At 73.5% G+C, this 12,619-nt stretch carries 11 protein-coding genes; 3 read left to right on the top strand and 8 right to left on the bottom strand.

Going from position 1 to position 12,619, the window contains the following annotated elements; translation table 11 throughout:
- Positions 1 to 29: 29 nt before the first annotated feature.
- Complete coding sequence (locus tag ABZ885_RS25965) at positions 30 to 911, bottom strand: ABC transporter permease (RefSeq protein WP_360193190.1); 882 nt, start codon at positions 909 to 911, stop codon at positions 30 to 32.
- Positions 901 to 1,749: an ABC transporter ATP-binding protein gene (locus tag ABZ885_RS25960; protein ID WP_360193187.1), complete on the bottom strand. Its 849-nt coding sequence runs from the start codon at positions 1,747 to 1,749 to the stop codon at positions 901 to 903. The genes ABZ885_RS25965 and ABZ885_RS25960 overlap by 11 nt, the downstream gene beginning before the upstream one ends.
- 196 nt (positions 1,750 to 1,945) lie before the next feature.
- Here ABZ885_RS25960 and ABZ885_RS25955 point away from each other — a divergent pair, with 196 nt between their 5' ends.
- A complete protein-coding gene (locus ABZ885_RS25955; protein ID WP_360193184.1) occupies positions 1,946 to 3,682 on the top strand; it encodes a sensor histidine kinase in 1,737 nt (578 codons plus the stop codon).
- Positions 3,682 to 4,371, top strand: a complete 690-nt coding sequence (locus tag ABZ885_RS25950; RefSeq protein ID WP_360193181.1) for a response regulator — start codon at positions 3,682 to 3,684, stop codon at positions 4,369 to 4,371. Before ABZ885_RS25955 ends, ABZ885_RS25950 begins: the two co-directional genes overlap by 1 nt.
- Positions 4,372 to 4,460: 89 nt before the next feature.
- On the opposite strand, the gene ABZ885_RS25945 is transcribed toward ABZ885_RS25950, so the two are convergent.
- The 6 genes from ABZ885_RS25945 to ABZ885_RS25920 all read right to left on the bottom strand — a co-directional run bounded on the left by ABZ885_RS25945 (position 4,461) and on the right by ABZ885_RS25920 (position 11,646).
- Positions 4,461 to 6,158, bottom strand: coding sequence for a cation acetate symporter (locus ABZ885_RS25945; RefSeq protein WP_360193178.1), 1,698 nt, complete (start codon positions 6,156 to 6,158; stop codon positions 4,461 to 4,463).
- Positions 6,155 to 6,556 carry a DUF485 domain-containing protein gene (locus tag ABZ885_RS25940; RefSeq protein ID WP_360193175.1) on the bottom strand — a complete coding sequence of 134 codons (402 nt, stop codon included), beginning with the start codon at positions 6,554 to 6,556 and terminating at the stop codon, positions 6,155 to 6,157. Before ABZ885_RS25940 ends, ABZ885_RS25945 begins: the two co-directional genes overlap by 4 nt.
- 428 nt (positions 6,557 to 6,984) lie before the next feature.
- Positions 6,985 to 7,734, bottom strand: a complete 750-nt coding sequence (locus ABZ885_RS25935; protein ID WP_360193172.1) for a response regulator transcription factor — start codon at positions 7,732 to 7,734, stop codon at positions 6,985 to 6,987.
- Positions 7,704 to 8,864, bottom strand: a complete 1,161-nt coding sequence (locus ABZ885_RS25930) for a histidine kinase (protein ID WP_360193169.1) — start codon at positions 8,862 to 8,864, stop codon at positions 7,704 to 7,706. The genes ABZ885_RS25935 and ABZ885_RS25930 overlap by 31 nt, the downstream gene beginning before the upstream one ends.
- A 29-nt stretch (positions 8,865 to 8,893) precedes the next feature.
- Positions 8,894 to 9,379 carry a DUF1453 domain-containing protein gene (locus ABZ885_RS25925; protein ID WP_360193167.1) on the bottom strand — a complete coding sequence of 162 codons (486 nt, stop codon included), beginning with the start codon at positions 9,377 to 9,379 and terminating at the stop codon, positions 8,894 to 8,896.
- 155 nt (positions 9,380 to 9,534) lie between these two features.
- Positions 9,535 to 11,646: a DNA topoisomerase IV subunit B gene (locus ABZ885_RS25920; protein WP_360193164.1), complete on the bottom strand. Its 2,112-nt coding sequence runs from the start codon at positions 11,644 to 11,646 to the stop codon at positions 9,535 to 9,537.
- A 557-nt stretch (positions 11,647 to 12,203) separates the two neighbouring features.
- Between ABZ885_RS25920 and ABZ885_RS25915 the strand changes: the two genes are divergently transcribed.
- The gene (locus ABZ885_RS25915) at positions 12,204 to 12,434 is read left to right on the top strand and encodes a hypothetical protein (RefSeq protein WP_360193161.1); all 231 of its coding nucleotides are present in this window, start codon (positions 12,204 to 12,206) and stop codon (positions 12,432 to 12,434) included.
- Positions 12,435 to 12,619: the final 185 nt, after the last annotated feature.

The raw sequence follows: 12,619 nt of genomic DNA, 5'->3' as shown, positions 1-12,619 counted from the left end.
GCCGGACTCAGCGGCCGGGGGGTCGGGGGTCAGCGGCTGTCGCCGGCGTCCGCGGGCTTCCAGCGGAAGAGCTTCTTCTCGGCGAAGGTGAGCAGTCCCTCGGTGAGGAGGGCGACCACGGCGAGGATGGTCATGGCGGCGTATACGCCGGCCGCGTTGAAGGTGCCCTGGGCGGCGGCGACGAGCAGGCCGAGGCCCTTGGTCGCGCCGATGTACTCGCCGACGATGGCGCCGATCAGCGCGAAGCCGAAGCTGACGTGCAGGCTGGTGAAGATCCAGGTGGTGGCGGCGGGAATGACCACCTGGAGGGTGACCCTGCGGTTGTCGGCGCCCAGGATGCGGGCGTTGGCGACGAGGTTGCGGTCGACTTCGCGGGCGCCCTGAAAGGCGTTGAAGAAGACCGGGAAGAACACCAGCACCACGGCCGAGGCGACCTTGGAGGCCGGGCCGAGGCCGAACCAGATCAGGAAGATCGGGGCCAGCACGATGCGCGGGATGGCGTTCAGCACCTTGATGTAGGGCCCGAACACGTCGGCGAGGAAGCGGATCCGGCCGAGGGCGATGCCCAGCAGCACACCGCCGGTGACGCCGATCACCCAGCCGGTGAGGGCCTCGTAGAGGGTGTAGCCGATCTGTTCGCCGAGCGGGCCCTGCGCGGTGCCGTGGGTGGTCCACTGCCAGATCTGCGCCCAGATCAGCGACGGCTGGGAGAAGTTGAACGGGTCGATGACGCCGGTGCGGGCGCAGAGTTCCCAGAGTCCGAGGAAGGCGAGGAGTACGGCGATCCGGGCTCCGTTGACGCCCAGTCTCCGGTGGCGGGCGGCCCGTTCGCGGGCCTCGGTCCGGCCGGTGGCGGGCGCCGGGGGCTTCCCGGCGACGGCCGGCGTGGTGGCGGCGGTCTCAAGCGGCACGACCCGCTCCTCTCTCGCGGGTGATGCGCACCTCTTCGCCGAGCGAGGCCCAGATCTCGCGGTACAGCTCGACGAACCTCGGCTCCAGCCGGACGGCCTCCACGGTGCGCGGGCGGGGCAGGTCGACGGTGAAGACCTCCTTGACGGTGGCGGGGCCGGCCGTCATCACGACGACCCGGTCGGCCAGTGCGATCGCCTCGTCCAGGTCGTGGGTGACGAAGACGACGGACGAGCCGGTGCCGGCCCAGAGCTCCAGCAGCTGGTCGGACATCAGGGCGCGGGTCTGCACGTCCAGCGCCGAGAACGGCTCGTCCATCAGCAGGATCTTCGGGTCGTTGACGAAGGTCTGGGCGAGCGCGACGCGCTTGCGCATGCCGCCGGAGAGCTGGTGCGGGTAGCGGTCCTCGAAGGCGCCGAGGCCGACCCTGGCCAGCCAGTCGCGGGCCCGCTCCTTCGCCTCGGCGGCGGGGACGCCGCGGAAGCGCGGGCCGGCCGTGACGTTGGACAGGACGGTGCGCCAGGGGAAGACGGCGTCCTGCTGGAAGACGAAGCCGACCTGCGGGTTGATCCCGTCGACCGGCTCGCCGTACACCCGGACGTCGCCCTCGGTGGGCTCCTCCAGGCCGCTGACCAGGGTCAGCGTGGTGGACTTGCCGCAGCCGGTGGGGCCGACGACGGCGACGAACTCGCCCTGCGCCACGGTCAGGTCGAGATCGCGGACGGCGGTGTGCAGGGCGCCGGACGGGGTGCGGAAGCGCTTGGTCGCGCCGGCCAACTCGATCGCCGGGGCTGCCGCCGACGGGGCCGCCGACGGGTTCGGCACCGGGGTTGTGCTCATCTGACCTCCCGGGTCTGTGCTTGCCCCGGGAGGCTAGGAGCGGACCGGGGCCCGGCGGGAGGCTTCTCGGCGTACTGCGGGTTCTCCGCATTGAGGGGTGTTCTGCTCCTTTTGCTTCCGCTACAACAGCGGGGACGCGGCTGACAGAAGCACGCCGGAAACGTAGGGTGTGCCGACCGCAGGAGAGGAGGCCCGGATGAAGCCCCCCCGTCGGCCCCGCCGGGTCTTCGCCCAGCTGCTGCTCAGCCAGACCGTGGTCACCGTCGGTGTCACGATCGTGACGGCTGGCCTGTTCCTGGCCCCGGTCAGCTCCGAGCTGGACCACGACGCGATGCAGCGCGCGCTGTCGATCGCCCAGGCCACCGCCAGCGACGACGTGATCGCCCGGGCCGCCGAGGCCCGCGACTCCGGGACGGCGCAGCGCAACGCCGAGCAGATCCGGCTGGCCACCGGCGCCAGTTTCGTCGTGGTCACCGACCTGGACGGGATCCGCCTCTCGCACACCGACCCGGGCCGGATCGGGCAGCGGGTGTCCACCGACCCCGAGCCGGCGCTCAGCGGCCGCAGCGTCACCGCCATCCAGGAGGGCACGCTGGGCCGCACCGCGCGCGGCAAGGTGCCGCTGCGGGCGGCCGGCGGGCGGATCGTCGGCGAGGTGTCGGTCGGCATCAGCGACGACTCGATCCGGCGCCGGCTGCTCACGATGCTCACCGGGATCCTGCTGTGCGCGGGCGCCGGCCTGGCCGCGGGCACCGTCGCCACCCTGGTGCTGGCCCGGCGGTTGAAGCGCCGCACCCACAACATCGCGCTGGCCGACATCTCGGCGCTGCTGGTGGAGCGCGAGGCGATGCTGCACGGCATCCGCGAGGGCATGGTGGCGCTGGACGAGCGCGGCCGGATCCGGCTGGCCAACGACGAGGCGGTCCGGTTGCTGGGCCTGCCCGACGGCTGCACCGGCCGGCCGATCGACGAGGTGCTGCCGCCGGGCCGGCTGGCCGACGTGCTGGCCGGGCGGATCGCCGGTACGGACCTGCCGGCCGTGCGGGACGACCGGGTGCTGGTCGTGAACCGGATGGCCACGGCGCCGGGCCTGTCCTCGGGCTCCCGCCGTCCGCCCGGCCGGCGGGAGCCCGGCGAGGGCCCGGCGGGCGGCGCGGTGGTGACCCTGCGCGACCGGACCGAGCTGGAGTCCCTGGTCCGCGAGCTGGACACCACGCGCAGCCTCACCGAGGCGCTGCGGGCGCAGGACCACGAGCACGCCAACCGGATGCACACCCTGCTGGGGCTGCTGGAGCTGGGCCGGCACGAGCAGGCGATGGCGTTCATCTCCGAGCAGTCGGGCTCGCACGCGGTGGTGGCGGCGCGGATCGCCGAGCAGGTGCAGGATCCGCACGTCGCCGCGCTGCTCGCGGGCAAGGCGGCGGTGGCGGGCGAGCGCGGCGTCCGGCTGGTGGTGGCCCCGGCGGCGCACCTGCCGGACGCGGTGGTGGACGCCCGAACGCTGGTCACGGTGCTCGGCAACCTGGTCGACAACGCCGTGGACGCGCTGGCGCCGGGCGGCGGCCGGGTGGAGGTGACGCTGGCCGCGGCCGGCTCCACACTGCTGGCCGAGGTCACGGACAGCGGCCCGGGCGTGCCGGAGGAGCTGCGCGAGCGGGTCTTCGAGGAGGGGTGGAGCAGCAAGGACGCGCCCGCGCACCGGCCGCGCGGGCTGGGGCTGGCGATGGTGCGGCGGCTGGTCGAACGGACCGGCGGCCGGATCGTGCTCGACGCCGGCCCGCTCGGCGGCGCCCGGTTCACCGTCGAGCTGCCCGAGGCCCTGCACACCGGGGCCCTGCACACCGAGGCCCTGCCGGCCGGATCCGGGCACACCGGCCCCGGGCACCCGGGGGTCGAAGGCCACCGGCCCACCGCACCGCTCGTGGAGGCGTGATGATCGACGTACTCGTGGTGGACGACGACTTCCGGGTCGCCGACGTGCACGCCGCGTACGTGGCCAAGGTGCCCGGGTTCCGGGTGACCGGCACCGCGCACTCGGCCGGCGAGGCGCTGGCGGCGCTGGAGCGGCACCCGGTCGATCTGCTGCTGCTGGACCACCACCTGCCGGACGAGAGCGGCCTGGCCCTGGTCCGGCGGCTGCGCGACCGGCAGGTGGCCTGCGACGTGATGATGGTGACGGCCGCGCGGGACGTCTCCACCGTGCACGCGGCGATGCAGCACGGCGCCCTGCAGTACCTGGTGAAGCCGTTCACCTTCGCGGGGCTGCGGGAGAAGCTGGTCGCCTACGCGCAGCTGCGGCACGCGCTGGCCGGGCCGGCCGCCCGCGAGGCGGGTCAGGACGAGGTGGACCGGCTGTTCGCCACCCTGCGCAGCGCGGCGGCCCCGGCGGCCGCACTGCCCAAGGGCCATTCGGCGCCGACCACCGACCTGGTGCTCGGGGTGCTGCGCCGGGCGGGGCGGCCGCTGTCCGCCCAGGAGGTCGCGGACGCCACCGGGCTGAGCCGCTCCACCGCGCAGCGCTACCTCAAGCAGCTGGAACGCGACAGCCGGCTGCGGCTCACCCTGCGGTACGGGGACACCGGGCGGCCCGAGCACCGGTACGGGCTGGCCGTCCGCGCTTAGGGGCTGTCCGCCGGACGGCCCCTGACCCGGCCCGGACGCGCGGGACCCCGGCGGGGCCGAGCCCGCCGGGGTCCGTGGAACGGGGCCGCTCAGGCCGCCCCGGCTCCGGTGAGGGAGCGGACCTCCAGCTCGGCGTAGCGGTCCGGGTCGGCCGGCTCGGGCGAGGTGATGGTGCCGAGCCAGCCGGCCAGGAAGCCGAGCGGGATGGAGACGATGCCCGGGTTCTCCAGCGGGAACCAGTGGAAGTCCACCCCCGGGAAGAGCGCCGCCTTGCTGCCGGAGACCACCGGCGAGAAGGCCACCAGCAGCACGGCCGGGACCAGTCCGCCGTACACCGACCAGACTGCGCCGCGCGGGGTGAACCGCCGCCAGAACAGGCTGTACAGCAGCACCGGAAGGTTGGACGAGGCGGCGACGGCGAAGGCCAGGCCGACCAGGAAGGCGACGTTCATCTGCTGGGCGAAGAGGCTGAGCGCGATCGCGACCGCCCCGATCCCCACCGCGGCGGCCCGCGCGACCCCGACCTCCTCGCGCTCGGTGACCTCACCGCGCGCCCGGGCGGCGCGTGCCCGCCGGGAGGCCGGGACGGCGGCCCGCCGGCCGTGGGAGCGGCGGCGCGGCCGGCCCCGCCAGGCGCCCGCCCAGATGTCGTGGGCGAAGGCCGCCGAGGAGGCGAGCGTCAGCCCGGCGACCACGGCGAGGATGGTGGCGAAGGCGATCGCCGAGATCAGCGCGAACAGCACCACCCCACCGGTGCTGCCGTTCCCGCCGCCGAGCACCAGGGCCAACAGCGGGACGGCGGTGTTCCCCGCCGGGTTGGCGTGCCGTACCTCGGCCGAGCCGACCAGCGCGGTGGCGCCCAGGCCGAGCGCGATCGCCATCAGGTAGAAGCCGCCGACCAGCCCGATCGCCCACATGGTGGAGCGACGGGCGGCCCGGGCGGTCGGCACGGTGTAGAAGCGGGACAGGATGTGCGGCAGCCCGGCGGTGCCCAGGACCAGCGCCAGGCCGAGGCTGAAGAAGTCCAGCCGGCTGGTGAAGCTCTTGCCGTACTTGAGACCCGGCTCCAGGTAGCGCTGCCCGGCGCCGCTGTGCTGGGCGGCCTGCCGCATCAGTTCGGCGACGTCCCCGTGGAAGCGGACCATCAGCAGCACGGTGAGCAGCACCGAGCCGGCCACCAGCAGGACGGCCTTGACGATCTGGATCCAGGTGGTGGCCCGCATCCCGCCGACCGTGACGTAGATGATCATCAGGCCGCCGACCGCCACGATGGTCCACGTCCGGGCCCCGGAGCTGTTGGTGCCGAGCAGCAGGGCGACCAGGCTGCCGGCGCCGACCATCTGGGCGACCAGGTAGAACAGCGTGACGACGACGCTGGCACCGCCGGCCGCCGCCCGGACCTTGCGGCGGCGCAGCCGCAGCGCCAGCACGTCGGCGAGGGTGTACCGGCCGGCGTTGCGGACCAGCTCGGCGACCAGCATCAGCACCACCAGCCAGGCGACCAGGAAGCCGATGCTGTAGAGCACGCCGTCGTAGCCGTACAGCGCGATCAGCCCGGCGACGCCGAGGAAGGAGGCTGCGGAGAGGTAGTCGCCGGAGAGGGCGAAGCCGTTCTGCAGCGGGGTGAAGTCGCGGCCGCCGGCGTAGAAGTCCTCGGCGGCACTGCCCTGGCGGCCCACCCAGAGGGTGATGGCCAGGGTGACCAGGACGATGACGGCGAACAGCGCGATGGCCAGGTCGTGGTGGTCGCCGGTGGGGGCGACGGGGGGCGGGGTGGCGGTCCTCATCGCAGCTGGTCCTGGGTGTCCCAGCGGAGGCCCAGGGCGGCCCGGTCGCGCTTGGTGCGGGCGTTGCGGGCGTAGAGCCAGGTGAGCACGAAGGTCGTGGCGAACTGCAGCAGCCCGAGCAGCCAGGCCACGTTGACCGGTCCGGCGATCTGGCTGCGCATCACGCCCGGCGCGGCGGCCTGGGCGGCGACGTACATCAGGTACCAGCCGAGGAAGGCGCCGCTGACGGGGAAGACGAACGCCCGGTAGCTGTGCCGGATCTCCTGGAACGCGCCGCTGGCCTGGACGGTGCGGTACACCTCGGTGCTGCTGTCCACGGCGGGCCGGGCTTCGGCGGGGGACGGTCCGGACCGCCCGGGCAGCGGCGGGACCGGGTGCTGGCCGGGCCGCGCGGGCATGGCCCCGGCGGTGGACGGCAGGCCCGCGGTGGTGGCCCGGGCGCGGGGCGCGCCCGGTGCCGCCGGCGAAGGCTGCGCCGCCGGTGCCGCCGGTGCCGGAGCGGGTACCGGGTTCGACCGGCCGGACCAGTCCGCACCGGACGGGCCCGCACCCGGGTACGCACCGGACTGGCCCGCATTCGGGTACGCACCTGACTGGTACGCACCGGACTGGCCCGCACCGGACTGGCGTGCGGCGGCGGGAGCGGCCCACCAGTCGAATTGCTGCCCCTGCCCGGGACTGCTCGTCTGCTGCTGTGGCACTGCTGCTCCTGGACCGAAGAGGTGTGCTGACCGAACCATCATGGAGGCCCGCAAACCCCGCCAACTCCCGCTGCAGATACGTTCACTCGATGAGGTGATCGATGATCCGACAGACACTCATCCGACTACTGCTGCGTACCGGTGATCCCGTGGCGGAAGGCGTAAGCGACCGCCTGCGCCCGGTCCCGGACGGCGGTCTTGGCGAACAGGTTGTTGATGTGCGTCTTCACCGTGGCCGGGCTCACGAACAGCCGGCGGGCGATCTCGGTGTTGGAGAGCCCCTCGGCGATCAGCGCCAGCACCTCGGCCTCACGGGCGGTCAGCCCGTCCGGCAGCGGGCCGCCGGACGCCGCGGGTGTCCGCGCGGGCGCGGGAGCGCCGGGTGGCGGGGCCGGCTGCGGTGCGGCGCCGTCCGCCAGCCGTTCCAGCAGCCGCAGCTGCACCAGCGGTGAGAGCCCGGCCGCGCCCGAGCGGACGTCCGCGATGGCCCGGGCGATCTCCTCGCCGCCCGCGTCCTTGGTGAGGTAGCCGCGCGCCCCGGCCTGCAGTGCGGGGAACAGCGAGTCGTCGTCGGCGTAGGTGGTGAGCACCACCACCTCGGTCTCCGGATGGGCGGCACGGATCCGGCGGGTCGCCTCGACGCCGTCCACCCGGGGCATCCGCAGGTCCATCAGCACCACGTCGGGGCGGTGCCGCTCGACCAGGGCGACGGCCTCCTCGCCGTCGGCGGCGGCGCCGACCACCTCGATGCCCGGCAGCAGCCCGAGCAGCATCACGATGCCCTCGCGCACCACCGTCTGGTCGTCCGCGACCAGCACCCTGGTCGCACCGGTGGTCGGTCCGTTCACGCCGGCACCCGCAGCAGCACGCGCCATCCTCCCTCGTCCGGGCCCGCCAGCAGGGTGCCGCCGAGCAGTTCCGCGCGTTCGCGCATCCCCAGCAGACCGTACCCGCCGCCGCTGCCGGCCAGGTCGGCGGCGGGTTCGCCACGGGCCGGGCGCGTGTTGCGCACCTCCAGCTCCACCTCCCCGGACAGGTACCGCAGTTCGACCGTGCAGCGTGCGCCGGGGGCGTGTTTGCGCACGTTGGTCAGTGCCTCCTGCGCCGTGCGCCGCACCGCGAGCCCCGCCTCGGCGGCCAGTGGGCGCGGCGTCCCGGCGACGGAGAACCCGGCCCGCTCACGGCCCGTCAGTTCCACCAGGAACTCCCCGACCGGGGTGAACTCGCCGCGCAGCGCGGAGAGCGCCTGCCGGGTCTCGGCCAGGCCGTCCTGCGCCATCCGCCGGGCGGCCACCACCCGCTCACGGATCTGCTCCCGGTCGATGCCGGAGTCCAGCATCAGCCGGGCCGCCTCCAGGTGGACGAGCTGCGCGGAGAGGCTGTGCGCCAGCACGTCGTGGATCTCCCGGGCGATCCGGGCCCGTTCGGCGAGGGCGGCGCTCTCCGCCTCGGCGGCCCGTGCCGCCCGCTCCTGCGCCAGCAGCCGCCGCGCGGTGCCGCGCGCCTCGGTGTCCAGCCGCAACAGGTAGCCGACCAGGGTGATCCCTCCGACGGTGGCGGTGATGCTCAGCCAGCTCGCCCAGCTGACCGCGGTGTACGAGCCGAGCGCGGCCACCGTCGTGAGCAGGGCGGGCGCGGGCGGCAGCCGGATCAGCGCGATCACGGCCAGCCCGTACCAGAGCACGTCGGCGAGCAGGGTGGCCCGTCCCCAGTTGGCCAGCCAGGCGGCGCCGAGCACCGCGGCGGCCAGGCCGAGCGCGGGTGCCAGGAACTGCTCCCGGCTGGCGTACAGGTAGCCGGCGCTGATCCCGACGGCCGCGACCAGGCCGGCCACGGCGGCCGCCACGTCCCAGCCGGCGTACCTCCCGTCGGAGAACGTCCCCCAGACCACCGTGGCCAGCAGCACGGTCCGGCCGAGCGCGGTGAGGGTCCGCCGCGCCGGGCTCTCCGCCTCGCGCTCCAGCCCCTCGCGGGACGGCCAGCGGGTCCAGTACCACCCGGCCAAGGGTGCCTCCTCCGAACTCACGGTGACGGTCAGTGCAGCGCGGTCGCCGGCTCGGGGGGCTCCAGGGTCCGCGTCCTCCACTTCACCACGAGCGAGCGTGCCACCAGCAGGACCGCCAGGCCGAGCAGCAGTGCGCTGGCCGGCTGGTGGACGTGCAGGGCCGTTCCGGTCTCGTAGATGCCGAGCCGGATGGCGATCATCCCGCCCCAGGCGGCCATCGTGGCCTTGGTGCCCCTGGCCCAGAGCGTGCCGTCCTCGGCCCGCCAGATCCGGACGGTCCAGCCCCAGACGGTGCCCATCGCGAGGACCGCGAGCAGTCCGCCGACGAGCAGGGTGACGGACAGCGCGGCGTGGTCGTGGTCGACGAGCCGGGGGTCGCGCAGCGCGAGTGCGGCGAGGACCAGCGGCGCCGGCCAGAAGCGGCGCTCGCCGTCCAGGCGCCGGGCGCGCATCTGGCGCCCGGCGAGCAGGGCCGTGACCGCGACGGCCAGCACGACGTTGGTGAAGGCGTTCATCCGGTTTCTCCGTCCCGGGGAGGCTTGTGCCGACCCCTGGGACGCTACGGATCCGGCGCCGCCGGCTGATCGGAGCCGGGGTGGAGCGGGGGTGGAAGCCGGACGGCCGGGCCCTCCACCCGTGGGTGGAGGGCCCGGCCGCGGGACGGAGCGCGTCAGGCGTCGATGCGCGAGCGGTCCAGGGTGGCCGCCGAGTCCACGATGAACTCCTTGCGCGGGGCGACGTCGTTGCCCATCAGCAGGTCGAAGATCTTCTCGGCCTGCTCCAGGTCGACCAGGTTGATCCGGCGCAGCGTGCGGTGGCGCGGGTCCATGGTGGTCTCGGCCAGCTGGTCGGCGTCCATCTCGCCGAGGCCCTTGTAGCGCTGGATCGGGTCCTTCCAGCGCAGGCCCTTGCGCTGCAGCTCCAGCAGGGTGGAGCGCAGCTCGGTGTCGGAGTAGGTGTAGTGGTACTTCTCCTGGCCGCGCTTGGGGTTGGTGAGCTCGATCCGGTGCAGTGGCGGCACGGCGGCGAAGACCCGGCCCTGCTCGATCATCGGCCGCATGTAGCGCTGAAAGAGCGTCAGCAGCAGGGTGCGGATGTGCGAGCCGTCGACGTCGGCGTCGGCCATGAAGATGACCTTGCCGTAGCGGGCCTGGTCGATGTCGAAGGTGCGGCCCGAACCGGCCCCTATCACCTGGATGATCGCGGCGCACTCGGCGTTCTTGAGCATGTCGCTCACGGAGGCCTTCTGCACGTTGAGGATCTTGCCGCGGATCGGCAGCAGCGCCTGGAACTCGGAGTTGCGGGCCAGCTTGGCGGTGCCGAGCGCGGAGTCGCCCTCGACGATGAAGAGTTCGCTGCGGTCGACGTCGTCGCTGCGGCAGTCGGCCAGCTTGGCCGGCAGCGAGCTGGTCTCCAGCGCGGTCTTCCGGCGCTGGGCCTCCTTGTGCTGGCGGGCGGCGACCCGGGTGCGGGCGGCGGCGACGACCTTCTCCAGCACGGCGCGGGCCTGGAGCTTCTCGTCCTTCTTGGCGGAGGTGAGGAAGGCCTTGAGCTCCTTGGCGACCACGGCGGCGACGATCCGGTTGGCCGCCGAGGTGCCCAGCACCTCCTTGGTCTGGCCCTCGAACTGCGGCTCGGCCAGCCGGACGGTGACCACCGCGGTGAGGCCCTCGGTGGCGTCGTCCTTGGTGATGTCGTCCTCGGCGACCCGCAGCAGCTTGGCGGCGCGCAGCGCCTCGTTCACGGTCTTGGCGAGCGAGCGCTCGAAACCGGTGACGTGGGTGCCGCCCTTGGGGGTGGCGATGATGTTGACGAAGGAGCGCAGCGTGGTGTCGTAGCCGGCGCCCCAGCGCAGTGCGATGTCCACGCCGAGGTGGCGGGTGACCTCGGTGGGCGTCATGTGACCGAGGTCGTCGAGGACGGGCACGGTCTCCTTGAAGGTGCCCTCGCCGCGCAGCCGCAGGACGTCGCAGACCGGCTTGTCGGGCGCCAGGAACTCGCAGAACTCGGCGATGCCACCGTCGTAGCGGAAGGTCGACTCGTCGACCTGCTCGCTCTCGGTCAGCCGCTCGTCACGGACCACGATGGTCAGGCCGGGGACGAGGAAGGCGGTCTGCCGGGCGCGGTTGTGCAGGTGCTCCAGCGAGAGCCGGGCGTCCTTGAGGAAGATCTGCCGGTCGGCCCAGTAGCGGATCCGGGTGCCGGTGCGGGTCTTCGGGACCTTGCGGACCTTGCTGAGGCCGTTGGCCGGCTCGAAGGGGGCGTCCGGGCTGGTCTCGGTGAAGATGCCGGGGGTGCCGCGGCGGAAGCTGATCGCGTGGGTGTGGCCGCCGCGGTCGACCTCGACGTCCAGCCGTGCGGAGAGCGCGTTGACGACGGAGGCGCCGACGCCGTGCAGACCGCCGGAGGCCGCGTAGGAGCCGCCGCCGAACTTGCCGCCGGCGTGCAGCTTGGTCATCACGACCTCGACGCCGGACAGGCCGGTCTTGGGCTCGACGTCCACCGGGATGCCGCGGCCGTTGTCGCGCACCTCGACCGAGGAGTCGTCGTGCAGGACGACCTCGATCCGGTCGCAGTACCCGCCGAGCGCCTCGTCGACGGAGTTGTCGATGATCTCCCAGAGGCAGTGCATCAGGCCGCGGCTGTCGGTCGAGCCGATGTACATGCCGGGGCGCTTGCGGACCGCCTCCAGGCCCTCCAGGACGAGCAGGTGCCGAGCGGTGTAGTTGGAACCGTCGTCGCCGGCCAGCAGTGCGGACGGCACGGTCGTTTCGGCGCTCACGCGGCACACTCCTCAGTCAAGTTCTGTCTCGTCGGTCACACCTGGCCGCAGCCGGATCGTCCGCCGGTGCTGCACATCGCAGCACATCGCACCGACAGCCGTTCGCGGCCGTTCCCCTGCGTGTGCACGCCCCTCCGCTGAGTGCACAGCACGGCGGGCCGGTCCCGCGCAGCTTGTACGCGCTGCGCGAACAAGCGCCGCGCCGGACGACGGACGCCGGGGCGCCATCTCCTCCCGGTACCACCGGTCCTGGCGGATCGTGGGGCCGGGCGCAGGCTCCGGAACTGCCGTTATGCAGGCTACCGGGGCCTGGGACGGGGCTTATGCTCCAACCCAACGGAGGATTATGCTACGCGGACCTCGCACCCGGTTCCGATCGGGCGTTCGAGCGGCAGGCGGATCCTGGGATCCGGTACGCATGAACCACCGGCCCCCGGGGCACGTCCTCATCAACACAGCAGAATCCTCAAAGAAGAAAAGCCACGAGCGGGAACGTTTTCGGCCTGGTTGGATGTTGACCCTGGTACGACAGCTCGTCGAGCTAGAGAAGAGGCGACGTGACTACTGTTCTGACACCTGCGAGCCCGCTCACCGCGGCTGACCGCTGCGACCGCTGCGGCGCCCAGGCCTACCTGCGCGTCGTACTCGCCAGCGGCGGAGAGCTGCTCTTCTGCGCCCACCACGGCCGGAAGTTCGAGCCCGAGCTCAAGAAGATCGCCGTGGAGATACAGGACGAGAGCGGCCGTCTCGGCACCACCGCGGCCACCGCCGCCGACGACGAGCGCTGACTCGGCGGGCGCTGACTCGGGGCGCCACAGCAGCAACCAGCGACGAGCTGTGTCCGGACGCGCACCGCGCGCGACCGGCGGGCCGGGCGACGGGTCCCCCCCCCGGGGCCGGGGGGCCCGGCCCGCGGGTGCCCCGCGCCGCCCCCCCCCCCCGGCGGAGGGAAGAGCGTGGGGGTGGGTGAGAT

The sequence above is a fragment of the Kitasatospora sp. NPDC047058 genome, from assembly GCF_040643935.1.
In the GTDB taxonomy this organism is placed as follows: domain Bacteria; phylum Actinomycetota; class Actinomycetes; order Streptomycetales; family Streptomycetaceae; genus Kitasatospora.
The sequence above is the reverse complement of the archived record's forward strand: the minus strand, read 5'-3'. Positions and strand labels throughout refer to the sequence as shown.

What these genes read in the sequence shown, in the direction of transcription:
- ABZ885_RS25960 (WP_360193187.1), bottom strand. Translation starts at nt 1,749, where the DNA reads ATGAGCACAACCCCGGTGCCGAACCCGTCGGCGGCCCCGTCGGCGGCA.
- ABZ885_RS25955 (WP_360193184.1), top strand. Translation starts at nt 1,946, where the DNA reads ATGAAGCCCCCCCGTCGGCCCCGCCGGGTCTTCGCCCAGCTGCTGCTC.
- ABZ885_RS25950 (WP_360193181.1), top strand. Translation starts at nt 3,682, where the DNA reads ATGATCGACGTACTCGTGGTGGACGACGACTTCCGGGTCGCCGACGTG.
- ABZ885_RS25945 (WP_360193178.1), bottom strand. Translation starts at nt 6,158, where the DNA reads ATGAGGACCGCCACCCCGCCCCCCGTCGCCCCCACCGGCGACCACCAC.
- ABZ885_RS25940 (WP_360193175.1), bottom strand. Translation starts at nt 6,556, where the DNA reads ATGCCCGCGCGGCCCGGCCAGCACCCGGTCCCGCCGCTGCCCGGGCGG.
- ABZ885_RS25935 (WP_360193172.1), bottom strand. Translation starts at nt 7,734, where the DNA reads ATGGCGCGTGCTGCTGCGGGTGCCGGCGTGAACGGACCGACCACCGGT.
- ABZ885_RS25925 (WP_360193167.1), bottom strand. Translation starts at nt 9,379, where the DNA reads ATGAACGCCTTCACCAACGTCGTGCTGGCCGTCGCGGTCACGGCCCTG.